This is a genomic window from Stutzerimonas sp. LR2, from assembly GCF_055755175.1.
This window is the reverse complement of record NZ_JBVTRR010000003.1, coordinates 241,076-264,169: the sequence shown is the minus strand read 5'-3', so window position 1 is coordinate 264,169 and position 23,094 is coordinate 241,076. Positions and strand designations below refer to the sequence as shown.

Annotated in this window: 20 protein-coding genes; 4 read left to right on the top strand and 16 right to left on the bottom strand. The window is 58.7% G+C overall.

The genetic code is table 11. From position 1 onward, the window contains the following. Nucleotides 1-167: 167 nt before the first annotated feature. From ACVRRC_RS12050 to ACVRRC_RS12000, 11 genes are all read right to left on the bottom strand, one after another. The gene (locus ACVRRC_RS12050) at nucleotides 168-782 is read right to left on the bottom strand and encodes a recombinase family protein (RefSeq protein ID WP_472997057.1); all 615 of its coding nucleotides are present in this window, start codon (nucleotides 780-782) and stop codon (nucleotides 168-170) included. Nucleotides 783-923: 141 nt separating this feature from the next. Next, complete coding sequence (locus ACVRRC_RS12045) at nucleotides 924-1,256, bottom strand: hypothetical protein (protein WP_472997056.1); 333 nt, start codon at nucleotides 1,254-1,256, stop codon at nucleotides 924-926. Then, a complete protein-coding gene (locus tag ACVRRC_RS12040) occupies nucleotides 1,253-1,468 on the bottom strand; it encodes a hypothetical protein (RefSeq protein ID WP_472997055.1) in 216 nt (71 codons plus the stop codon). The genes ACVRRC_RS12045 and ACVRRC_RS12040 overlap by 4 nt, the downstream gene beginning before the upstream one ends. Before the next feature lie 170 nt (nucleotides 1,469-1,638). After that, on the bottom strand, nucleotides 1,639-2,415 hold the full coding sequence (locus ACVRRC_RS12035; RefSeq protein WP_472997054.1) for a hypothetical protein: 777 nt from the start codon (nucleotides 2,413-2,415) through the stop codon (nucleotides 1,639-1,641). A 299-nt stretch (nucleotides 2,416-2,714) separates the two neighbouring features. Next, nucleotides 2,715-3,602, bottom strand: a complete 888-nt coding sequence (locus tag ACVRRC_RS12030) for a tape measure protein (RefSeq protein ID WP_472997053.1) — start codon at nucleotides 3,600-3,602, stop codon at nucleotides 2,715-2,717. A 49-nt stretch (nucleotides 3,603-3,651) separates the two neighbouring features. Further along, the gene (locus ACVRRC_RS12025; RefSeq protein ID WP_472997052.1) at nucleotides 3,652-3,879 is read right to left on the bottom strand and encodes a hypothetical protein; all 228 of its coding nucleotides are present in this window, start codon (nucleotides 3,877-3,879) and stop codon (nucleotides 3,652-3,654) included. Next, complete coding sequence (locus tag ACVRRC_RS12020) at nucleotides 3,876-4,082, bottom strand: hypothetical protein (RefSeq protein ID WP_313009683.1); 207 nt, start codon at nucleotides 4,080-4,082, stop codon at nucleotides 3,876-3,878. Before ACVRRC_RS12020 ends, ACVRRC_RS12025 begins: the two co-directional genes overlap by 4 nt. Then, on the bottom strand, nucleotides 4,082-4,540 hold the full coding sequence (locus tag ACVRRC_RS12015; RefSeq protein WP_472997051.1) for a hypothetical protein: 459 nt from the start codon (nucleotides 4,538-4,540) through the stop codon (nucleotides 4,082-4,084). The genes ACVRRC_RS12020 and ACVRRC_RS12015 overlap by 1 nt, the downstream gene beginning before the upstream one ends. Nucleotides 4,541-4,879: 339 nt before the next feature. After that, a complete protein-coding gene (locus tag ACVRRC_RS12010; RefSeq protein ID WP_472997050.1) occupies nucleotides 4,880-6,136 on the bottom strand; it encodes a primase-helicase family protein in 1,257 nt (418 codons plus the stop codon). A gap of 559 nt (nucleotides 6,137-6,695) precedes the next feature. Next, entirely contained in the window at nucleotides 6,696-6,884 is a 189-nt protein-coding gene (locus ACVRRC_RS12005; RefSeq protein ID WP_472997049.1) for a hypothetical protein, read from the bottom strand. Nucleotides 6,885-7,690: 806 nt separating this feature from the next. Beyond that, entirely contained in the window at nucleotides 7,691-9,214 is a 1,524-nt protein-coding gene (locus ACVRRC_RS12000) for a DUF6538 domain-containing protein (protein WP_472997048.1), read from the bottom strand. 280 nt (nucleotides 9,215-9,494) lie between these two features. Between ACVRRC_RS12000 and ACVRRC_RS11995 the strand changes: the two genes are divergently transcribed. Together ACVRRC_RS11995 and ACVRRC_RS11990 are read left to right on the top strand one after the other, a co-directional pair. Continuing rightward, nucleotides 9,495-11,855, top strand: coding sequence for a DNA polymerase II (locus tag ACVRRC_RS11995; RefSeq protein WP_243364404.1), 2,361 nt, complete (start codon nucleotides 9,495-9,497; stop codon nucleotides 11,853-11,855). A 72-nt stretch (nucleotides 11,856-11,927) separates the two neighbouring features. Continuing rightward, a complete protein-coding gene (locus tag ACVRRC_RS11990; RefSeq protein ID WP_048329581.1) occupies nucleotides 11,928-12,236 on the top strand; it encodes a hypothetical protein in 309 nt (102 codons plus the stop codon). A gap of 49 nt (nucleotides 12,237-12,285) precedes the next feature. Here ACVRRC_RS11990 and ACVRRC_RS11985 read toward each other — a convergent pair whose 3' ends face one another. Genes ACVRRC_RS11985 through ACVRRC_RS11975 form a run of 3 tightly spaced genes read right to left on the bottom strand, consistent with a single transcriptional unit; the run spans nucleotide 12,286 to nucleotide 15,433 of the window. Then, a complete protein-coding gene (locus tag ACVRRC_RS11985; protein ID WP_013983383.1) occupies nucleotides 12,286-12,630 on the bottom strand; it encodes a YdbL family probable chaperone protein in 345 nt (114 codons plus the stop codon). Between the two features lie 8 nt (nucleotides 12,631-12,638). Further along, complete coding sequence (locus ACVRRC_RS11980) at nucleotides 12,639-12,830, bottom strand: YnbE family lipoprotein (protein WP_013983382.1); 192 nt, start codon at nucleotides 12,828-12,830, stop codon at nucleotides 12,639-12,641. A 38-nt stretch (nucleotides 12,831-12,868) separates the two neighbouring features. After that, the gene (locus tag ACVRRC_RS11975) at nucleotides 12,869-15,433 is read right to left on the bottom strand and encodes an intermembrane phospholipid transport YdbH family protein (protein ID WP_472997047.1); all 2,565 of its coding nucleotides are present in this window, start codon (nucleotides 15,431-15,433) and stop codon (nucleotides 12,869-12,871) included. A 545-nt stretch (nucleotides 15,434-15,978) separates the two neighbouring features. On the opposite strand from ACVRRC_RS11975, the gene ACVRRC_RS11970 reads away from it, so the two are divergent. Together ACVRRC_RS11970 and ACVRRC_RS11965 are read left to right on the top strand one after the other, a co-directional pair. Further along, on the top strand, nucleotides 15,979-16,326 hold the full coding sequence (locus tag ACVRRC_RS11970; protein WP_017244955.1) for a tetratricopeptide repeat protein: 348 nt from the start codon (nucleotides 15,979-15,981) through the stop codon (nucleotides 16,324-16,326). A gap of 68 nt (nucleotides 16,327-16,394) precedes the next feature. Beyond that, on the top strand, nucleotides 16,395-17,867 hold the full coding sequence (locus tag ACVRRC_RS11965) for a DNA recombination protein RmuC (protein ID WP_472997046.1): 1,473 nt from the start codon (nucleotides 16,395-16,397) through the stop codon (nucleotides 17,865-17,867). A gap of 15 nt (nucleotides 17,868-17,882) precedes the next feature. Here the strand turns inward: ACVRRC_RS11965 and ACVRRC_RS11960 are convergent, their stop codons facing one another. Both ACVRRC_RS11960 and ACVRRC_RS11955 read right to left on the bottom strand, forming a co-directional pair. Next, nucleotides 17,883-19,130, bottom strand: a complete 1,248-nt coding sequence (locus tag ACVRRC_RS11960; RefSeq protein ID WP_472997045.1) for an MgtC/SapB family protein — start codon at nucleotides 19,128-19,130, stop codon at nucleotides 17,883-17,885. A gap of 292 nt (nucleotides 19,131-19,422) precedes the next feature. After that, complete coding sequence (locus tag ACVRRC_RS11955; RefSeq protein WP_170799198.1) at nucleotides 19,423-22,890, bottom strand: hybrid sensor histidine kinase/response regulator; 3,468 nt, start codon at nucleotides 22,888-22,890, stop codon at nucleotides 19,423-19,425. Nucleotides 22,891-23,094: the final 204 nt, after the last annotated feature.

The following is a 23,094-nucleotide window of genomic DNA, read 5'->3' as shown; positions in this document are numbered from 1 at the left end:
GTGCGCTATTGAGCGTTTGAGCAAAGGAGATACACAGGGAAGGAAACGAAGAGAACGCACGTTCTAGCGTGCTCAGCGACGCTCTAAGGGGCATTCTCGAAGGGATTTGAGGGAATGGTACAAGCCCCACCAGATAGCAGGGCTTGGGAGGGGGAGCCAGAAGGTGTTCAGCAGGCCGAAGCAGCTTTGACCCTGTACACAGTAGCGACACCAACACCAGCAAGCTTGGCAACTTGATCCATTGTCAGGCTGGGATTTCCCAGAAGCTTGCGAACCTCTGCCCACTTCTGTTCGTTGCGTGCCTTACCACCTACCTTCTCGCCGCGTGCCTTCTTGTTCTCCAAACCCTGCCGGATACGTTCAACGCGCTTCTCTTGGTCAAGACGAGCCATCGTAGCCATCAGGTCAATCAGCATTGAATTGATAACTTGCATGATCTGGCCAGTGATCCCCTTGTCATCGACGAGCTGGTGACTTGTAGGAAGGTCAGCTACCACCAGCTTCAGACCCTTGCTCTCAATAACGTGCTTAAGATTCTTCCAGTCGTCTTGTGATAGACGAGAGAGGCGATCTACCGATTCCACCAGAAGGCAATCCCCCGGCTTGGCAGCATCGAGCAACGCATTCAGTTGTGGACGATCCAGCTTAGTGCCACTGATGTTCTCAGCGTATGTGCCTATGACAGTCAGCCCGTGTTCAATGGCGAACTGCTGAAGGGAGGCCAAAGCTCGCCCGGCGTCCTGATCCTTGGTCGATGCTCTTAGATACAAATGAGTGTTCATGTGGCCCCCTATCGTTTGTCCTTGCTTTCGATAGGTGAAGGATAATCTACCAGTTAGCTATGCGCAATAGGATGAGTGATAGGCGGTCTATCATTCGTGTGCACCTTCCATTTGAGTAGACTCAAATGATAGACGTGGAAGTCAGGATTCGGTGAGCTGGTGATGCTTCATACCCTTGCGGTAGGCGGTGACGAATTCGTTTAGCCCTTCGATGGTGTTCGTGTAGGTGAGTTGGCTCGGAAAGAACATCGCCTCGTTCATCCACCCCAGGCGCAGCCACTGGCCACGGATCGACTCTTGCCACGTGTAGAAGAACTGCCCCGGTTTTCTCGTGCTGAACAAGACGCTGTACATGCCCGGCTCTGCCATCTCTTGCACGTCGATGGATACAGGTTCCCAAGCTTCCAATAACAGCGTTGGCGTAAGACCTGAAGCTGGCTTCACCAGAATCCACATATACGAAAGATCGCTCATCGAGTGGCCCTCTGACGGGCTTCGATGACATTCAGCCGAGCGCGTATCTCATTGCTGAGGACGTCTATTCGTTCGTTCTGTTTGGACAGGCGTGCATCAATATCTTGGCTTTGATGCTGCACCGTGACTACGGATTGGCTTACTTGGCGCTCCAGGGCGAACAGGTGAAACGTGATGGCTGTCAGCAGAACAGCCGTTATCAGGCGAATCATCGGATTCTCTCCTTTGAATTTAAATTTATTGAGGATTTGAGGACAAAACGGCTTAACTCAAACAACTGTTTGAATAGCGTATATGCGGGATGTAGCGGATAGGGAGGTGCCAGCGTCCTTGCCAGCTATGCCCCAACTTGTGTGATTGACAATGTGTTATAAGATAACAATTAGTATGTGGATTCAGGGAAGTTGGTGGCTGTTTCCCTGAACAAATCAGTCATAACGCGCTTCTGAAGCTCGATAAGTGGATACTCCACGCTGCGAACAAACGCTTCAGGATCAGAAATGGCTGTATCGTTGAGAACAATACTACCCGGAGCGAATGTCACTTGAGAGTTGACAGACGTATTGGTGTTTCCTTTGAGGGCATCAAGCGCAGGGCCGGAATACTTCTGAGCCTCTGTTTCCCAGTCTTTGGTGTGAGGGATCAAAGGGGATACGAACTGAGGGTATGACGGCTGCTTGATGGCTCGTGCATCTGGTATTGAGAGCATTCCGCGCCCTGTAGAGCTTGACCACGGATTCTCAGACCGTTGTTCGTTACTGGCTTCACCGTTTACAGCAGGGGCGCTCTCAGACTGCTTAACTCCCCAACTGATGAGACTTGCAGCAAGGCTTGTAGCTGAAGCGGCTACGCTGTAAAAGCTGTCGCGTAGTGGCTCCATTGCACCGTGCAATTCTGTCTGAGCTTCAGTCCACTGTTTAGCCGCCTCTGTCAGAGGCCCGTCTACAGTTCGTTGTAACTCCTCTGCGAGTTTGAGGTTTTCCAAACGAGCTTCAGCGCCTTGAATACTTCCTGATAGTTCGCGAACACGATCAGAGGCTTCTTTAGCGGACTTCTCATAACCTTTCAAAACGTCCTGCACGGATACTTCCCGATTGGACAGGGCATCGAGGAAAGCCTCTGTTCCTGTCTTACCTGTGCGCTCCGCGAAAGCTTGCATAATAAATTTCTTGATTGCTGGGTTTGAATCGGCACAACATGTTCAGCAATGGTCGTTAATCATTGCCCGCTTTATTCAAGCTGCTCATGCTTTCACATAAGATCAGATCATATCTTCACCTTCGGCTAATGCCGGTGAGGTGGCTCCCGTTTCGGATCACTTGACCCTACGTCTTTCGACTGATCGTTGAACGTTCATCTAACACTTAGATGCTTCGCTGCTGATTGCCCTCGTCTTAACGTTAGGGGTTTCCAGCAATTAAAGAGCTTTATTTTTCTGCGCATTCCGGCACAGCCAGCCTACCAATTAAGCTGTTGATTCAATTCCTCGCCACGCAAATAGCCAACACCGAGCATTTGCTGTAGCGCGTATGCTTGGCGCTCAATGCTTTGTTGATCGCCGCCATTGCCGCGTGTTGCAGTGGCGACGTTCTTGAACAGATCAAAGCCTTCCTGGGCGGTCATACCTGATGATTGCGCTTGTTTCATAAACCTTGAATACGCGGTTATCTGGCTTTCAGCAGAGATACCAAGATCATTGGACAGATCAAAGAATCCTTTAGTAAAGCTTTCTCTGCGCTCCCGACTACCACCAACCGCCGTTTCAAGTTGTAGACGTTGACCTTCACGAGTCGCTGTCTCTTTTCTTGCATCGTTGATCTTACTAACACCATAAGCAGCACCAGCAGCAACACCAGCTACTGCACCACCAATAGGGCCAAGGCGAGGAAGAAAGCCTGCTGCACTGGCTCCACCAAAACTCCCGCCGAAAGCGTCAAAGCCTCGTGGCACACCGAGATGTGATGGATAGTGGATGTTTGATCCTCCGTGACTCCCCTGAATAGTACGGATATTAATTCGAGCTGCTGAAGCTGCACGTGTCATAACACCTTGTAGTTGCTTGTTAATACGCGCTTGGTCAATGTGGACATTGCCGATAGGCACAGTGAGGAGGCGACCAATTCTGTTCATATCGGTTTGTAGGGTGCGCTGAGCGCCTAAGCTGTCCAGCGATAGCTTCTTAACCTTTAGCTCTGGAAGCGTTAGTGTTTTGGCAAAGCTTGTGGCCATATTCTTGCCGAAGGCTTGAAACCGTTTCTCAAGAGCTTTTAGTTGGAAATCGACTTTTCTAATTTCTGACTTAGGGAAGTTAATTCCAACGGAAATTGTGTATTTCGATACGATCATTGTCTCTTATCCTTGTAAGAACAAAGGGAGCTTTCGCTCCCCTGTGTTGTTAGATTAGTCCGAGCCTTGCTCTAATAATGCGATCTGTAGTTGATAGCTTAGGTTTTAGGCTCTCTAAATGGGCTTGCATAACAATATCAATGGCCCACTGAAGCTCAGCTATCGAGTATGTCTTATTTTCCTGTTTAGGAGAGGGCGCTGGAATTGTAGGAGCAGGAGATTTGGATTCTCGTGCTTTCTTTTCAAGAACGGCCATCAGGCGTTTACCATTCATCATTTGCGCCCCCCTTCGGCCCAAGGGCCATCGTTGCTTTTAAAGAGCACTTTGCTTTGTTTAGTCTCTTTCTCTTGCTCAAGAGCAGCAACCATTCCTTCAACAAAAGCAAGCAGTTCGGACTTCCGCTTTGCTTCGGATTGTTCCTGTTCCTTCAGGATTTCTGGATGGTATTTCTTCATCAATAGTTGTTCTGTCAGGTTCATTATTTACCCTCCAAGGTGGCAAAGTATTCAAGAGCATCTTTCATAGCTGCATCTTTGAGTTTTTGTTCACGCTCTTGTTCTGCTTTTTCTTTCTTCGCTTTCTCTTGCTCGAAGAGCTGAGACGCGAGGAGGTCAATATTCCGTTGCTTCTCCGCTTCCAGCTCAGCCAGATATTTCTCCTTCTCTTGTTCCGCAACTTCTTCCAAGAGATGCTGAATGTTCTCTTTCTGGAAGTAGATGTAGCAGATGCTTCCGTGCAGTTGCGGCTTACGATAAGTGGAGAGAACCCTTCCGTTCTTAGTAGCCTCAATCACAGCATCAATTGCCAAGGCGAAGGGCAGTTGGATCAGGTCAAGAGCGTGAAGGCTTGCTTTAAAATTCTCGATGGCCCGATTGCAGCGCCGGTCACACTCTTCTTGGTTGAAGGTAAAAGTGTTAATTTTTACGACTTCTTTCATAATTTGTTCCTCAATTTTAGTTGTTGCCATTTGGCGTTGTTGTGGGCATAGAAGCCCGTTATCAGAACTCTCGAAAGAGTTCAGAATCTCGTTAATGAAGTTTTATGGGTGATGCTTAGAAAGGCGGGAAAAGCAATCTCGCTTACGCTCGGCAATAATCGCTACGATGCTCTTCGCTCTTATTGCTAACCTTAATCTACTTAGAAAAAGGTGACGCTAAGGTGTCACCCTGTCTACCTGTCTCTGTATCCCGCATATGCTGGGGTTTGCAAGGTAGACAGCTTACAATCCAAGGTGTCTACCAAGGTGTCTACCCGTCTACCTAACTTGTCACCAGATTTAAAAGTTAGTGCTCGGCATTCCATCTTCCAGTTCTTTAGCTGTTGAGTTGAGGGACAAATTAGACTCAAACCCGAACGGGGTGATGTAGTAACGCTGTAGCTTCGTTTTACGCTGCTTACATCCCATTGCCAGAAGCGCGTTAGCAACTGCCATATCTGATAGACCGTGCTCGAAATCGTCTGCATATCGTTGCTTTACCCACTTAACCGTTAGAACTGCGTTAGCCTCTACAACATCCGAAAGCACTTCTTCGAGCCTGTCAGTAGTTGAGAAGCCCATAAGCTCCTGTTTGCTGATAGTCATAGGTGGTGCGTCCGTTGGGCGATGCTTGGAAAGGTCGATCTGTTCGAGATAGTCGCGCACCAACTGAAACCCACCGTTGAGCAGCCAAGGCTTGAACACGTCGTTAAGGAAAGCTGCTGTCTCCTGCACCGACTCGCGATGACGGATGAATGCGGGAATCCAGAAGCGGCGGTCGCCTTTCTCCAATACCAGCGGCAAATGGTCGTTACTGGTGATGATGAAGTTCAGATAGTTTTCAATGGTGATCGTTGGTTTATGTTTACGATGTAGCGGGATGGTAGCGTTGCCCTGGAAGCTCTTCAGCGCGTCTGTAGTGCTCTTCTTCGACTTGTAAACCTCATCCACCAACAGCAGTGTTTTACCCTCTACAACATCGTTGAAATCCCCCACAACGTCCTTCAAGCCACACACAGCGACAGACGACCTACCGAGTAGACCAGACAACAGGGTTTCGACTAAGAAGCCTTTACCGACACCGTGCTCTGATCGTAGAACAGGGGTTCCGATGATTCGCAAATCTGGTCGGCGGACAGTGTGTGACAGCCACCAGCCGAAGTAATGTCGCTCCAGTTGATCGGGAAACCAGCGCTCCAGAAACTCAATAAACGGGCCTACCTGATCCTTCGTTGTCTTAGCGCCAGATGGTTGCACTTTAGACGGCTGCCAAAGGTTGATTAGACCACCTTCAAGAACAGGGCCAGCGTTTGGTTTGAATCCTTCGCCATAAGCCCAAGGGAGGCAGGCGAGCAAGTAATCTTCTTTAACCTCAGAGTCTCTACCGCCTGCTTTTCGATAGAAATCAACAAGGATACCCGCGTCTGCTTGATCAATATTGGTGATGAGGTCGCGGAAGCGTGGGTAGGTGTTGTTACTTGGAACACGAACGAATCGAGACTTTACTGCTTCAATTGCGGTGGTGTTGTTATTGGTTTTGGGTGCTGCGTTCGACATTAATGTTTACCTCACTATGATGGGTGTCTACGATTTCTTTGTGCATACGACTGATAAGCTTATTAAGTGTGTGACTTGTGTTCGTTTCGCCAAGAGCCTTCATAATTTCAAGAAGCTCATCGGCGGCCCGCTGGTTCAAATGCGCTCTCATTGCTGCTCCTTCAATTGTTTATTGAGTAGGTGGTTTACGGTTTCCGATACAGAGACGCCTTCTTTCAGACTCAGTCGCTATGTCCTCCAACATTTGTTCGAGGCTGCTATCCAGCATCTGAAGGGATTCGATTGTGCGCAGGGTCTTTACGATCTGATGCACTTTGGAGCGGATAGCCCTACGGCTAACACAGATTCGCTGCACACAAGTGTTGCCGCAGTATCGATGGCGTGCATTAGTGGGTTCAAACTCGGCTCCGCAAACTAAACATTGTCTCATATGATTTATCCTTTATTTAGGCAATAGAAATAGGCAAAACAGACTAAAGCCTGTAGTGGGTGGGGTTTGTATTTGATTTAGCGATTTAAGGGGTGAAAACCCTTAGTAAAAGCTGGTGTTGCGTCGATATTATTGGGAAGGCTGAGCAAGCTTTATCAGCGAACCACATAACTCGTTCAATGCAGCATAAGCCATTGTTTCAATTTCATAAGCAATGCGTGCCGGGTTAGAGGGATCATTGCTTGGGTGTTGTTTGTTTGGGTGTCGGAACTCTGCAAGCAGGTTCTCCAACACTTGTGCAAACTCTTTTGCTGACATTCCAGGGTAATCCCGGTGCCTCGTCCTATGAAACCCTTTATAACAAGCTGACCTTCCGCAGATTGGGAATGGTCGCTTACGTTCTGACTCATACTTAGTGCCGCACCAACAGCAGGTGCATTCAATCTTCATAAAACCTCGCTTGGACAATCGTCCAACTAATTTATTTTAGGCAAAAATAAAGGCGTGCTCTTTCGAGAAACGCCTTCAGAAATAAAAGAAACTAACCCGACCAAACACCCAAGAGGGTGTGCACAAATTGATAGCGAGTTAGAAGCCACCACAGCACAAGAAGAGGAGAAACAAGCTGGGGTGATTGGAGGAAGTCTATAAGATTGCGTTGCACAATCTTGGGGTGTTCTGGAGAGTGGAGAAGTGTTGCGAGTTAAATTTTTCAGCCCGCCACGTAAAGCTCCACCTTCATTCTCATTCTCCCACGAAAGTTGCTGTTTGTCAACTATTAATTTATCATTCTAACTTGCGTTAGTTGTCACCTTGGTTGCCAATGCCGCATATACAGTGGGTTTCAGCTTAATGAGCTAACTTTATCTTATATTCATTTCCGACGAACGGTCATGCTGCTAACACTTGCCAAATAGCAGACGCACGAAAGAGCAGCTATCTCCAAGAGGAGGCTACTCGTAAAATTCAAAGGCGAAGGAAAGATAATACACTGGTTTTTCTATATTGCAATAGTAAGGCATAAATAAATTTATATAGGGAAAAGTAGGGTGTTAAATCTTCGCTGTCTTCTGCCTGCATCGGCACAAGGCAAAAAACGGGAACGACGATTTACACCCTCAAAACTACGGGAAACAATCGAATTTGAAGTCGAGTAGGGCGATTACCTTAGCCTTCTGCTCAAGGCTTGGACCTTTGGAATAGAGGTCGAAGGTTATTAACCCTGTTTCGTGCCCGAATAGGCCCGGCATTACGGCTACGTCCGCACCTGCCTGATGCACCAGTGTGATTGTTGTTTTCCTGATGCTGTGGAACACGTGCTGCTTATCGAAGCCTGCTTGTGTCTTGAGTCTTCCGAAACGCTTGCTGAGAGCGTCAAGGCGGTTGCCATATTTGTTGTTGCCTCCAGGCAGAAGGAAGCCATCTTTAGAAGCTTCAAGCAGTGATGATATTAGCCCTGCAATCTTGGGATGGAATGGCACCTCTCGGATACCAGCGGCACTCTTGGCTTCTGTGATTGAGAAAGAGACGGGCACACCGTCCTTAATAGTGATGGTGTCGCGGTGAATCCTGCCGATTTCTTCAAGGCGGGCACCAGAGTAGGCACCAATAGCAATCAGGTCAGCTAAGGGTTGATCCTTTTTCTCAACTGCCAAAGCGTGTAGCCGTTCAACGTCCTTTTTAGAGAATGCTTCCCAGCTAATAGCCTCGCCTTTGATTACGGGGAAATCATGGTCGGCAAATGGGTTGGGCTGGCCCTTGTACTGCTCACGCCATTCGACATCGTGCTTGCAGGCCCACTTCCAATACGCACTCGCGGACCACGTGTGCTGCTTCTTGGTTTTGGAGCTAAGCGGATTTCCGGCTTTGTCTGTGAGCTGGTCAAGGTAGGCCGACACTGTGTCGAAGCTCACCGGCTTGCCTGTCGCCGTGAGGTAGTCTGAAAACTGTTTCACACGGCGGCACATCTGGTCGATGGTCTTGGCTTCGTTGCCCTTGCGTTCTAGGGAGAGGCGGAAGGCTTCTAGACGCTTCTGTGTGATCGGCGAGCGGGGCTTGTATGTCGTGTGGTCAACCATGATCTGCTGAGCTTCAAGCGCTTCGTCTTGGCTCAAGGAATGGTTAGTAACAGCCGCAAGCGCTGATGCTCCACGAAGCAGCTCGTTCAGTGCTTTGGTGGGGCCGATACGATCTATGCCGGATGCTTGGGACTTTTGTAGGAGTAGCGTGGGCAGTTGTTCTGCTTGCTCCGTAGGAACCCCAACAGCTTTCATATCTGCGATGGTTTCCTGAAGGATCGGCCAAAGCTCTTGGATCAGCTCGGGTGTTAACTTGTGTTTGTAGTCAGGGCCACTGACTGCACGCATAACCTGATGATTCAGACTCTGGGTGTACCGGGTGCTTTGCTTTGCCAAGTCTTCCCGCCATGTGTCTCCGAGCTTCGCTTTCTGCTCCCTAGCGTCTCGAATATCTGCTTTCCATTTCGCTAACAAGGGGAGGCGGCGTTCCATTGCCTCACTGCGTAGACCTGTCTTCAGGCTTTGGACCCACACCTTTCGACCTTTGAAAGCTGGGCGTACATCCTTGGGCACGTCCAGTCTGCAATACCAAGTAGATTCGCCTTCTTTTTGGAAAATGTGGTCTGCCATAATGCGCGCCTAGAGTCTGAGTGATAGAGCCAGTTCTACTACTCAAGTCTACTACTCTTGGTGCTGAAAGGCCCGAAGTTGCGGGGTTTCTGGCTTGTGGGTGAGAGAATTTAGAGTCCCTATCTCTCCGCCATTACATATAGCCTGAACCCCTGTACTCGCGAGAGTGCGGGGGTTTTTGCTTTTCTGGGTTGGCGTTTACCGTGCGGTGCATCGGTATGCGATACGACCTGCCCGGGAGAGGACGGGCTTGCTGTTCATTCAGATGCCGGGGACGCTGATGTCGCAGCTGCAGCAGGGTTTTATCCTGACCCGCCACTGGCGAGAGACGCCTGCGGGTACCGAGGTGAGTTTCTGGCTCGCCACCGACAATGGGCCGCGGCGGGTGTGCGTGCCTTACCGGCATTCGGTCGCCTTCTTTGCGCAGGAGCGGCGCGCTTTCGTCGAGTCCTTGCTGCGACAGGAGCCTGACGTCGAGCTGCGGCCGCTCGACCTGCACGACTTCCATCATCGCCCGATCATGGGGCTGTACTGCCGGTCGCATCGCCGACTGATGGACTGCGCGCGGCGGCTGCGCGATGTCGGTGTGGACGTCTACGAGGCGGATATCAGGCCGCCCGAGCGTTACCTCATGGAGCGCTTCATCACCGCACCGGTGTGCTTCGTCGATGGCGCCGAGCACAATGCCTCGTTCGTGCAGCTCAAGCCCGCGGCGGACTATCGTCCGAGGCTCAGGCTGGTCTCGCTGGACATCGAGACCACGGCCCGCGGCGATCTGTATTCCATTGCTCTGGAGGGCTGCGGCCAGCGTCAGGTCTATATGCTCGGCCCGGAAAACGGCGATGCTTCGACCGTTGATTTTTCCCTGGAGTACTGCGAAAGCCGAGGGCAACTGCTGGAACGGCTGAACGCCTGGTTCGCCGAGCACGACCCGGACGCGATCATCGGCTGGAATCTGGTGCAGTTCGATCTGCGTGTACTGCATGAACATGCGCAGCGCTTGCAGGTGCCGCTGCGCCTGGGGCGCACGGGGGCGACGATGGAGTGGCGCGAGCATGGCGCTCGCAGCAATCACTTTTTCGCCGCGGCCGAGGGCCGGCTGATCATCGACGGTATCGAGGCGCTGCGCTCGGCGACCTGGAGCTTTTCCTCGTTCAGTCTGGAGAATGTCGCCCAGACCTTGCTGGGGGAGGGCAAGGCGATCGACAACCCCTACCAGCGCATGGCGGAGATCGACCGCATGTTCGCCGAGGACAAGCCGGCGCTGGCCCGATACAACCTCAAGGATTGCGAGCTGGTGACGCGCATCTTCGCCCATACCGAGCTGCTGACCTTTCTTCTCGAGCGGGCCACTGTCACCGGTCTAGCGGCTGACCGAAGCGGTGGTTCGGTGGCAGCGTTCGAGCATCTCTATCTGCCTTTGATGCACCGACAGGGCTTCGTTGCGCCTAATCTGGGCGAGCGCCAGGCCGAGGCGAGTCCGGGCGGTTTCGTCATGGACTCGCAGCCGGGGTTATACGAATCGGTGCTGGTGCTGGACTACAAGAGCCTGTACCCGTCGATCATCCGCACCTTCCTCATCGACCCCGTGGGGCTGATCGAGGGGCTGCGCCAGCCGACCGACGAGGCATCGGTCGCAGGCTTTCGCGGGGCGCGCTTCTCGCGCACCCGACATTGCCTGCCAGCCATCGTGGAACGCGTCTGGGAAGGCCGCGAGGCGGCGAAGCGCGAGCACAACAAGCCGTTGTCACAGGCGCTGAAGATCATCATGAATGCCTTCTACGGGGTGCTCGGCTCCAGTGGATGCCGCTTCTTCGACCCCCGGCTGGCATCGTCGATCACTCTGCGTGGCCACGAGATCATGCGCCGCACGCGGGAACTGATAGAGGCCCAGGGCCATGTAGTGATCTACGGCGACACCGACTCGACGTTCGTCTGGCTGGGCCGGGCGCATTCGGACGAGGCGGCCGAACGCATCGGTCGCGACCTGGTACAGCGGATCAACGACTGGTGGCGTGGGCATCTGCGTGACGAGTATGGCCTGAGCAGTGCCCTGGAGCTGCAGTACGAAACGCACTTCCGGCGCTTCCTGATGCCCACGATCCGTGGCGCCGAGGAGGGCAGCAAGAAGCGTTATGCCGGCCTGGTCACGCGCGCGGATGGCAGCGACGGCATGGTATTCAAGGGGCTGGAAACCGTGCGCACGGACTGGTCGCCGCTGGCGCAGCGCTTTCAGCAGGAGCTGTACCTGCGCATCTTCCACCGTCAGCCGCACCAGGATTACGTGCGTGAGTATGTGCGCCGAACCCTGGCTGGCGAGTTCGACGAGCTGCTGGTTTACCGCAAGCGCCTGCGTCGCCGGCTGGACGACTACCAGCGCAACGTGCCGCCGCATGTGCGGGCGGCGCGCCTGGCCGACGAGTGCAATGACCGCCTTGGTCGTCCGCGGCAGTATCAGAACGGCGGCTGGATCAGCTACCTGATCACCGTCGCCGGCCCTGAGCCACTGGAGGCGCGCACCTCTGCCGTCGACTACGACCACTACGTGACGCGCCAGCTGCAGCCAGTGGCGGACGCGATCCTGCCCTTTGTCGGCGACGACTTCGCCTCGCTGATCGACGGGCAGCTGGGGCTGTTCTGACCGCCAGCCGGGCGTCATCTCCGGCAGTGCGGGGTCGAATGCTTGCTCCCACTTTCCTCGCCGAGGTCGCGTATGTTCCTTGTCCAGTTGCTGTTGCCGCTTTACGACAACGATCAGCAGGCGTTGCCGAGATCGCTTTTTCGCACCGTGAGCGAGGAGCTGATCGAGCGCTTTGGCGGCTTGACCACCTACAGCCGTGCGCCGGCCAATGGCTACTGGCTGGAGGACGGCGAGAACGCGGTGCGGGACGAGACGGTGGTCTACGAAGTGATGGTCGATGAGCTGGACCGGGACTGGTGGGCGCAGTACCGCGTCGATCTGGAGCGCAGGTTTCGGCAGAAGTCGCTGGTGGTCAGGGCGCACGGCCTGACGCTGCTGTAGGCGTCAATGGGGGGCGCGATGGTCAGGCAGGCCCGACCATCGCCTCGGGTCACTTGCGGACCCAGTTGCCGTTGAGCTGGATGATCTGGCCGGGCGGCGTCTTTTCGATGGCCTTCTTGCCGGCGATGGCTTCGACGTCGCTGACGCTGATGCCGTTCTGCTTGGCAACACGGTGGTACTCGGCGCGGCGAGCCTGGTTGATCTGGCTGGCAATCTCCTCGGCGTTCTTGCTGGAGCGAACCACACCCAGATAGCCGTCGGGCTTCTCGCCGAGCATGCCGCTGGCCTTGGCTTCACCCAGGGCGGACATGGCTTCGTTGAGGGTCATCGCTGCGGCGGGCAGGGCCAGCAGGAGCGCCAGGAGCAGGCTGGTCAGTTTCAGATAGGCTTTCATGGTCGTCCTCAGAACAGTCCGCTGTCTTGGTTGATGATCGAGTCGAGCTGCTTGTCCACGCGGATATAAATCTCGTGTTCGATCTTCACGTTCAGGTTGATGTTGATCGGCTCGTTCGGCACGGCCAGTTCCACCCGCGGTGTACAGGCGCTGGCGAAGAGACCCAGCAACACGATGGTCAGCGTATGGCGCAACCGCATGGCGGTTTCTCCTGTGTCGATTTCGCGGCTGCATCGCCTTATCGGAGGCGTTCCTGCACCCGCCGTTGAATGGTTTCGCTTACCCGGTCGCTCAGCTGCAAGCTGGTCAACAGCGCCGGAATGTCCTCTTCCAGATTGATCGAGAAGTTGATCGGCCGACCACCTTCCAGGGCCGGGTTGCGGCCGTTCAGACGCAGCCCGAGGTTCAGCTTGCCGCGCTCATCATAGCGGACGTCGCTGGTGAGCAGATCATAGTGAAAATTGTGCAGGGCTTCGGTGACGATCTTCATGGCCGGATTCGCCTGGCCGAGGGCCTCGATCTTCGGCGAACGAAAGCGCAGCACGCCGCCCGGTACTCGCGCGGCGAGCTTGCCATCCTGCACGCTCAGCCCTGCGGCGCTGCGCTGCACGTCGAAGCTGCCATCGATCAGGCCACTGCCGTTGAGGCCTTCGGTCGGATAGGCGGCGAGCACGTCGCCCAGCTGCACGCCTTCCAGTCGGGCGCTGAGCCGTTGCTGTGGCGCCGCGAGGTCAAGGGTGCCGGCCGGCAACCAGAATCGCCCGCCAAGAATCCGGGTTTCGGCGGTCTGCCAGGTCAGGCGTCCCTGTGTCGGCTGGTCGACGGCTGCCTCGTAGTGACCGCGCAGCAGCAGCGGGCCAAAGGTGAAGCCGGGATTGATCTCGGCCAGCCGCAGCTCGCCGATGTCCAGACGAAGGCGGTCGCGGTGCAGGCCGGCCGTCAGGCGTGCGTCGAGGCCGGATATCTCGCTGCGGTCGAAGATGCCGGCCAGGCCCCGCGCATCGAGTGTCAGGCTCGCCGTCGGGGTGCCGCCGCCGGCGGGCAGCGTCAACTTGCCTTCGCCCGACAGGCGTCCGCTGCTGAGCTCAAGCGCCGCGGGCCACGCGGAGAGGCTGCGGGCGAGCGGATTGCCGGCGCGCAGGAAGATTTCCTGCAGCTTTGCGCCGACGTGCAATGGCCCGTTCCACTGCTGCTCGACGTTCAGCGCAAGCGTCAGTCCGACGTCATTGCTTGCGGGGCCGGTGGCGTTCAGAGCTGTAGCGTCGGCTTTGAGCTGGCCGTTCCAGCGCCAGCCTTGGCTGAGCAGCTGCGGATGCTCGAGGCGACCCAGGCGCAGTTCCAGCGGCCCTTCGGTACGCCAGGCAGTTGGCTGCTCGACGTTGCGCTCGATCTGCAGTGCCAGTGTGCGCGGCAACGCCGCGCTCACCTGACTGGCGACGATATCGCCGGTGGCAAGGCGTGCCAGACTCACACGGGATGACGGCTGCAGCTGCAGTTCGAGTTTCCGGAGGTCGGCGCGTCCGGAGAAATCCAGTCTGGCGTCGAGGTTCTGCAGCGTCAGGGCGTCCAGCTGCAAGCGCGTGCTGCGTGTCTGCAGACGGGCCTGCTCGATGTCCAGTGCATAAGGGGGGGAGGTCGCCAGTCGCATGCGCGCCTGCAGGTTGGACGGCGTGCCGCCCTGGGCCTCCACGCGAAGTTGCACGGGTAGCTGCCCAGGCGTCATCTCAGTGGCTACCGGCTCGACGCTTATATTCAGCTGACTCGGGCGTAGCGCGGCCGGCACGTCCGTCAGCAGGGTGGACGATGGACGCAGCTGTAGGTTTGCTTTCAGCTCCGTGGGCAACCACAGTCCATCCTGCCCTCGAGCGGCCAGGTCGAGGTCGCCCTGCAGCTCCCCGAGACCTATGACCGGCCAGGCGGCAGGAATGTGGGTGGAGAGGCGCAGTTCGCCCGCAGCGTTGCGCCAGGCATAAACGCCGTCATCGTTCTGTATCAGGGTCAGTGCCCAGCCTGCGCCGATGCGCATGTCCGTAGGCATATCGGGGAGGGCGGCGGTTGGCGTGGCCGTCCACTCGCTGAGCCAAGCCAGCAGCCAGGGCGCCTCCGGCAGGCTGCCCATGGAAAGCGTGCCATTCCAGCGCAACGTCCTGTCGGAATGTTCCAGCTGGTGGCGGGTTTCCAGTCGTGGTTGTTCGTCGATAGCCAGCGTGGCCTGTACGAGGCTTTCGCCGAGCGCGGAACCCTGCGCGTCGATGGTCAGTGACAGCCTGTGCTCGTTGCGTCGCAGGTCCAGGCGGCCGTCCAGCGGCAGCAACGATTCGCCCTTCCGCTCGAACCTCAGCGCCCCCCGTTCGTCGCAGCGTCCCTTAGCGCAGGGCAGGCTGATCCGCAGATCGGCTATGGTCAGTCGCTGCGGGAGCCAGGCGGCCAACCGTTCGTACTGTTCCAGATCCGTTGCTGGCGGCTCGCTGTCGTCGGCGGGCGGATACGAGCGAATCTCCAGCTCAAGCTGGTCGATTTGCAGCGAACGAGGCGGCAACGGGCGAAAAAAGCTGGGTAACCGCAGGGTGATGCCGGAGGCACTGGCAGCCAGATGAAGGCCGTTCTCCGGGTTCTGCGCATAGCGCACGCGCTCTGCCGAGATACCGCCTGAGGAAAGCCGTAGCCCCTGCCATTCCAGTAGTTCGATGCCCTGCTCATGCTTGAACCCTTGCCACTGGCTCCAGGCAACGGCACTCAGCACCATCAGCAGGGCGAGCAGCCCGGCGGCCAGCACGGAAACGGTTCTCCACGGTTTGGTCATGGCTGCGTCCATAAAGCGAGGGCTACAGCATAGCCGTAGAACGGGCCTGGGCGACGTGCGCCAGCGAGGTGCGATGCACGACAGCAGAGTTGCTTCGAAGTTCACCGGAACTCCGCGCCAGCCCTTGTGGCCAGGCACTTTGCGACCCGTGCGCCGAACTTGTGCACATTTTCGCAATGGCTCTGTCAAGGCCTTATGACAAACAGTCGCAAACCAACGAAGCCCATAGATCGTTACTAACCAATTGAAAAATAAGAATTTTTGGCATTGGCGAAAAAACCGCCAGTTTAAGCGCAGCCCCCATGAGACGTGGCATTCGACGATTTGTCTGCTGTTTGTCCACTGACTTATCCACAGCTTCTGTGGATTACTGTCTGGTGTGATTCAGATCTAATTTTTTCGCTTTTGACAAGACTTTAACTCTCGGAAAAAAGGAGTAGAGTGCGCGACCTTATTCACCAGCCCCCTTGATGTGCATGAGAACGCGTACTTCGGCTCCCGCCTCATTTGCCACCTCGACTCCAACGGCGCGCCTGCCCTTGCGCATGGCGCTGTGGTTGCTGGACAGCCAGCACCTGGGCCGGAACCAGGGCGTCAAGCGGATTGCCGGACGCCTCCTCAAGCAGCCTGCGCGCGAGGGTGTGGTCGAAGCGCAGAGCCGCCTTGGCCGCCTGCTGTGCTGCGAGTGCGACAGCCAGCGCGACCGTCGCATCGGATTCGAGCTGCTGCGCCAGGCGGCCCGGGCAGGTGATAGTCAGGCGCAGCTGGAGCTCGGCCGCCTGTGCGGTGAACCGGATCACCCCGAGCCGGCGAAGGCACGGCTCTGGCTGGAGCAGGCCGCGGCGCAGGGTTCGCATGAGGCGGCACGGGTTCTGCGGCAGGTCCGGGGCTGACCGGCATCCCTGCCTGACCGGCGTACAGCGGGTCGCTATACTGCCCGGCAACTTCGCCGGAGCCTTTCATGTCCCTTGATCCCCTCCATCTATTGATCGGTCTGGCATTCGGCCTGATCGCCCTGGCAGGGCTGTGCCTTTATCTCCAGCGCCGCCTGGTCACTGGCGAGGCCGAGCAGGCTCTGCTCGAAGAACGGCTCAGGCAGGCGATTTCGGCGCAGCAAGGCCTGACCGCACAGCTGGACGGCTATCGGATCGAGCTCGCAGAGCTGAGCGGTATCAAGTCCGAGCAGCAGGCCGAACTGGCCGCGCTGCGACGCGAGACCGAGCTGCTGCGCACGCAGCGTGGCCACGACACCGAAACCATTGCCGATCTGCAGGCCGAGCGCGACGCGCAACAGGCGGAGCTACGCCGGCTGAGCGCCGCCCATGCCGCGCTGGACGCCGAGCTGCGCGAGCAGCACAACGCCCATCAGCAGCGCCTCTCCGACCTTCAGGCCGCGCGCGACGAACTGCGCGCGCAATTCGCCGAGCTCGCCGGCCGGATCTTCGACGAGCGTGAGCAGCGCTTCAGCGAGTCCAGCCACGAGCGTCTCGGTCAGCTGCTCGAGCCGCTGAAAGAGCGCATCCAGTCCTTCGAGAAGCGCGTCGAAGAAAGCTATCAGCACGAGGCCCGCGAGCGCTTTTCCCTGGCCCGAGAGCTGGAGCGGCTGCAACAGCTGAACCAGCGTCTGGGCGACGAAGCGACCAATCTGACCCGTGCCCTGCAGGGCCAGAAGACCCAAGGTAACTGGGGCGAACTGGTACTGGAGAAGGTTCTGGAGCATGCCGGTCTGGAGAAAGGCCGCGAATACCACACCCAGGTTAGCCTCAAGAGTGCCGACGGCGCGCGCTTCCAGCCGGACGTGCTCATTCACCTGCCGGGCGACAAGCAGGTCGTGGTCGATGCGAAGGTCAGCCTGACCGCTTACCAGGCGCTGACCTGCGCCGAGGACGAAGGCAGCCGTGCGCTGGCGCTCAAGCAGCATGTGCAATCGCTGCGCAATCACCTCAAGGGGCTTTCGCTCAAGGACTACCAGCATCTGGAGGGGCTGCAGAGCCTCGATTTCGTACTGCTGTTCGTACCCATCGAAGCGGCATTCGCGGCGGCCCTGCAGGCCGATCCAGAGCTCTTCCAGGAGGCCTACGGTCGGCACATCGTGATCGTCAGCCCGACCACGCTATTGGCCACGCTGCGGGTCATCGACAGCCTCTGGCGGCAGGAACGGCAAAGCCAGAACGCTCGGGAGATTGCGGAAAAGGCCGGTGCGCTTTACGACAAGTTCGTCGCATTCATCCAGGACCTCGACGAGATCGGCAATCGCTTGCAGCAGGTGGATCGGGCCTACCTTTCTGCGCGCAACAAGCTCAGCGACGGGCGTGGCAACCTAGTCGGCCGCGCCGAGCAGTTGAAGTCCCTCGGCGCGCGGGCCAGCAAGCGACTGCCGGGTGACTGGCTGGAGCGGGCAGGGGCCGAAGCCTTCAGCGAAGCCGGCGAGTGACGCGCGGCTGAACGTTTAACGCAACAGCAGCAGCGCAAGCCCGGTCAGCAGGCCGGCAAACATGATCGGCAGCGTGCGCAAGGCCAGCTCTCGGCCGCCGATCAGGACGATCAGCATCGCCTTGACCAGGCTGTTGCTCAACGCGGCGAAGACGATGCCGCGTGCCGCTACCTCATGGGCCAGGCCGTCGCGGGCCTTGCTGGCCAGCGACAGGGTGATGGCATCGACGTCGGTCAGGCCCGCCAGCAGCGAAACCAGATAGATACCGGCGTCGCCGAACCAGCGTCGCGCGCCTTCCACCAGCAGGAGAATCAGCACCAGCAGCGCGGCGAAGCGAAGCGCCGGGCCCAGCTCGAACGGGTTCTTCAGCAGGGGCTCGGCGTCGCTGTCGGCAGCGCTGGCAGCGCGCAGGTAGTAAAACAACGCGCCGGCCGCGTAGATCGCACCGGCTGCGGCCAGGGGCAGGCTCAGCCCAGGCAGCAGGGCAGTATTGACGATGCCCACCTCCAGCAGCACGCGCGGGAACATCAGCGCCGAGGTCGCCAGCAGGCCGGCCGCCAGTGCAGCGCGCAGCTGTGGCGCATTCAGTCGGGCCAGGGTGATGGTCATCGCGGTGGACGAAACGATGCCGCCGAGCAGCGCCGTCACCAGCAGCCCATGGCGCGCACCGAAAGCGCGGATGGCCACGTAGGCGGCGAAGCCAATGCCGGCGATCAGCACCACCATCATCCAGGTGGTGTAGGGGTTGAGCGCCTGCCAGGGGCCGTAGCCCTGATTGGGAAGCGCCGGCAATAGGACCACCGAGATGAACAGCATCTTCAACGCGCCGCCCAGTTCGGCTTCGCTGAGGCGCTTCAGCGCCTGGTGCAGGCGGGTCTTGAGGCTCAGCAGCAGCGCCACCACGATGGCGCAGGCGGCTGCCAGCTGACGGCTCTCCGCAATCGCCAGGCTGCCGAGCAGGAAGGTCAGCAGCAGGGCCACCTCAGTGGTCATGCCATGATCGCCGCTGCGCTGCGCATCAATCAGGTAGCCGGCGATCACCAGCAGACCCAGCACGATGAACATCGCGACCCAGGCAATTGCGCCGAGATGGGTGACGCTCACCGCAGCAAGACCGCCGAACAGGCCCGCCAGGCCGAAGGTGCGGATGCCCGCCACTAGCTCCTGGCCGGGGCTTTCACGCCCGCTCCAGCTACGCTCCGTGCCGATCAGCAGCCCGACGCCCAGCGCCGTGGCGAGGTTGAGGAAGAAGTCCAGGGTCATTGGCCACCATGGTGAAGGGTGCAGTTGGCCATCAGTTTAGCGGTGTCGCCGCGCGACGGTTGGCTTGGAGCAGCTGATTCGTCCCCAGGTCTTCATACCGGACTGGCTGCTTTGTATCGCTGGCATCGGTCCGGGCCGGCCGCTTGGTGAGCAGGGCTTGCCAGGCGTGCTGATGCCCCGCGTTTCGGCGTCCCGGGCGAGCCGCTTTTCCCTTCGCCCCGGCTCGCTGGCCGGCGCGAAAGAGAAGGTCACCCGGCAAGCAGAGCCTGCCTGCCAATAAGGCCCGAGGCCATTACCTCAACGTCAGATGGCGGCTCATCAACGCTCGCAACGCCGCAGGCTTCACCGGCTTGGCGAGGAAGTCCAGGCCGCTGGCGTGAATGGCCGCCACCAGCTCGGGGCGCGCGTCGGCGCTGATCACCACACCTGGCACCGGTTCACCGAGGCGGGTACGCAGCCAGGCCATCAGCTCGGTGCCGGTCTGGCCCTCGTCCAGGTGATAGTCGACCAGCACCAGTTGCGGGCGAATGTCCTCGGCCAGCAGCGCTTCGCATTCGGCGCGGTTGCTGGCGGTCCAGACCTGGCAGCCCCAGCGCGTGAGCAGGCTGTTCATGCCCACCAGGATGCTGTCCTCGTTGTCGATGCACAGCACCTGGGTGCCGGTCAGAGCGCTGTGCTGCGCCTCGCCACGCTTGACCGCCGGGCGTGGCTGGCTGACGGCGCGGGCGATCGGCACCGTGACACTGAAGACGCTGCCCTTGCCCGGCCAGGAACGCACCTCCAGTGGGTGGTCGAGGACGTGGCAGAGGCCGTCGGCGATGGCCAGGCCCAGCCCCAGGCCCTTTTCGGCGCGGGTCTGGTGGCTGTCCAGGCGCTTGAACTCTTCGAAGATGACCTTGAGCTTGTCATGCGGAATGCCCGGGCCGCGGTCCCACACCTCCAGGCGCAGCGATGAGCCCTGCCGGCGCACACCGAGCACCACTCGGCCCTTGGCATAGCGGAAGGCGTTGGTAAGGAAGTTCTGCAGTACCCGGCGCAACAGGCGGATGTCACTGTCCACGCGCAGCTTGCTGCCGTGCACGCGGAAGTTGACGCCCTGTTCGCGGGCCAGTGCGGTGAACTCGGTGCCGAGGGTGTCGAACAGCGTCGCCAGCGGGAAGGGGTTGCGATCCGGGGTGACCCGGCCGCTTTCCAGGCGCGAGATGTCCAGCAGGTCGGTGATAAGGTCCTCGGCCGAACGCAGCGCGCTGTCCAGGTGCTGTACCAGTTCCTGGGCTTCCTTGGGCAGGGCGCTCTGCTGGTGCGACAACGCGGCGGAGAAAAGGCGAGCCGCGTTGAGCGGCTGCATCAGGTCATGGCTGACCGCGGCGAGGAAGCGGGTCTTGGACTGGTTCGCCGCCTCGGCGGTGCTCTTGGCCTCGATCAGTGCCTGGTTCAGTTGCGACAGCTCCTGGGTGCGTTCGCTGACGCGTTGTTCCAGGCCTTCGTTGGCGTCCTTCAGGGCACGTTCGGCCTCGCGGTACGCGGTGATGTCACTGAAACTCATGACGAAGCCGCCGCCGGGCATCGGGTTGCCGATCAGCTCGACGACCCGGCCGTTGGGGAACAGCCGCTCGGAGGTGTGGGCACGGCCCTGGCGCATCCAGTACAGGCGCTTGGCCACATGGGTATCGGGGTCGCCCGGCCCGCACAGGCCGCGTTCGGCGTTGTAGCGGATGATGTCGGCGATCGGCCGGCCGATGTAGACCAGCCCGTCCGGATACTCGAAGAGTTCGAGATAGCGATGGTTCCAGGCCACCAGGCGCAGCGACTGGTCGACCACGCTGATGCCCTGGGTGATGTTTTCGATCGCGCCTTGCAGCAACGCTCGGTTGAACTGCAGCACTTCGGAGGCTTCGCCGACGATACGCACCACGTCGTCGACCTGCATGTCGCGGCCTTCCAGCGCCGCTTTGACCACCGCACGGGTGGAGGACGCGCCGAGCACGCCGGCGAGCAGACGCTCGGTATGCGCGATCCACTGGCCGTCGGCCTGCAGTTTGGGCGAGAAGTCCTGGCCATGGCGGCGGGCGAAGCGCTGGAAGCTCTGCTCGGCGCGCTCGGCGCCGACGAAGCGCGATGCCAGGGTCAGCAGGTCCTCGACGCGCACGGCGAGCAGGCGCCGCGCACCGGTGGGGGAGGTGATTTCCTGGCCGATGAAGCGGCTGGCCTGCCAGTGCTCCGCCACGTGGGTCTGAGTCAGGATCGAGACCCAGAAGAACAGCGTGGCGTTGCCGATCAGCGACAGGGTGACCCCGAGGGTCAGGCCGCTTAGGCCGAATCCGAGGCCGCCGTTGTACATCCAGCTCAGGCCCGGGAACATGTCGAGCGGCCAGCCGAGCAACGGCAGGATCAGCGTGTAGAACCAGATCGCCGCACCGGCGGTGAGGCCGGCGAACACGCCACGGCGGTTGGCCTGTTTCCAGTACAGCGCGCCGACCATGGCCGGCGCCAGCTGGGTGATGGCGGCGAAGGCGATCTGGCCGATGGTGGCCAGGGAGGCGGTGGAACCGAGCAGGCGGTAGCTGACGTAGGCCAGCAGGAGGATCGCCACGATGGTGATGCGGCGTACCGAGAGCATCCAGTGGCGGAAGGCCTCGAAGGGGCGTTCGGCTTCCTGGCGGCGCAGCAGCCACGGCAGCAGCATGTCGTTGGAAACCATGGTGGAAAGCGCCACGCTGGCGACGATCACCATGCCGGTCGCCGCCGAAGCACCGCCGATGAAGGCCAGCAGCGCGAGCCAGGGATGCAGCTCGGCCAGCGGCAGGCTGATGACGAACGAGTCCGGAGTGACGCCCGCCGGCAGCAGCATCTGACCGGCGAGGGCGATCGGCACGACGAACACGGCGGCCAGCACGAGATATAGAGGGAACACCCAGCGAGCCAGGCGGAAGTCGCGCGGCTCGATGTTTTCCACTACCGCGACGTGGAACTGCCGCGGCAGGCAGACGATCGCCATCATCGCCACGGTGGTCTGAACCAGCATCGCTGCCCAGTTGACGTTCTCGCTCCAGAAATCGGCGAGTTCAGGCGCGTCGTGGGCGCGGTTGAACAGGTCGCCGAAGCCGTTGTACAGGCCGAAGGTGACGAATGCGCCGACCGCGAGAAAGGCCAGCAGCTTGATCAGCGATTCGAAGGCGATCGCCAGGACCATGCCGCGGTGGTGCTCGGTGACGTCGAGATTGCGCGTGCCGAAGAGAATGGTGAACAGTGCCAGGACGATCGAGACGATCAAGGCCGTGTCCCGGGTGCCGGTGCCGGCCGCCTCGATGTTGATGCCGCTCAGCACGTTCACCCCGAGCACGATGCCCTTGAGCTGCAGCGCGATGTACGGCAACACACCGACCAGGCAGATCAGCGTGACCACCACCGCCAGCAGCTGCGACTTGCCGTAGCGCGCGGCGATGAAGTCGGCGATGGAGGTGATGTTTTCCTGCTTGCTGATCATGATCATCTTCTGGATCACATGCGGCGCGAACAGCATGAGCAGGATCGGACCCAGATAGATCGGCAGGAACGCCCACAGCTGCTCGGTGGACTGGCCGACGGCACCGAAGAAGGTCCAGCTGGTGCAGTACACCGCCAGAGAGAGGCTGTAGACCCAGGGCCGCAGGCGCGGCGACATGGAGGCGCTGTTACGGTCACCATAGAAGGCGATGGCGAACAGAATGGCCATATAGACGAGGGCGACCGCGGCGATCAGCCCGCCTGACAGCGTCATGCAAACTCCAGAAAGCGAAGGTAGATGCCAGGAGGATGGCTTCGGTTGGCCGGTAAGGCGCCGAATTCAATCAGCTCTGGCGACTCTTTAATATGAGGATTGGCGAAGTTTCGCAGCAATGGCACGCCCCGTGTGCAGGGTTGCGACCAAGGTCGCATGTGTCTAGCACGGGCCTGCCAGCACCATCACCGGCTGTCCGCCGGC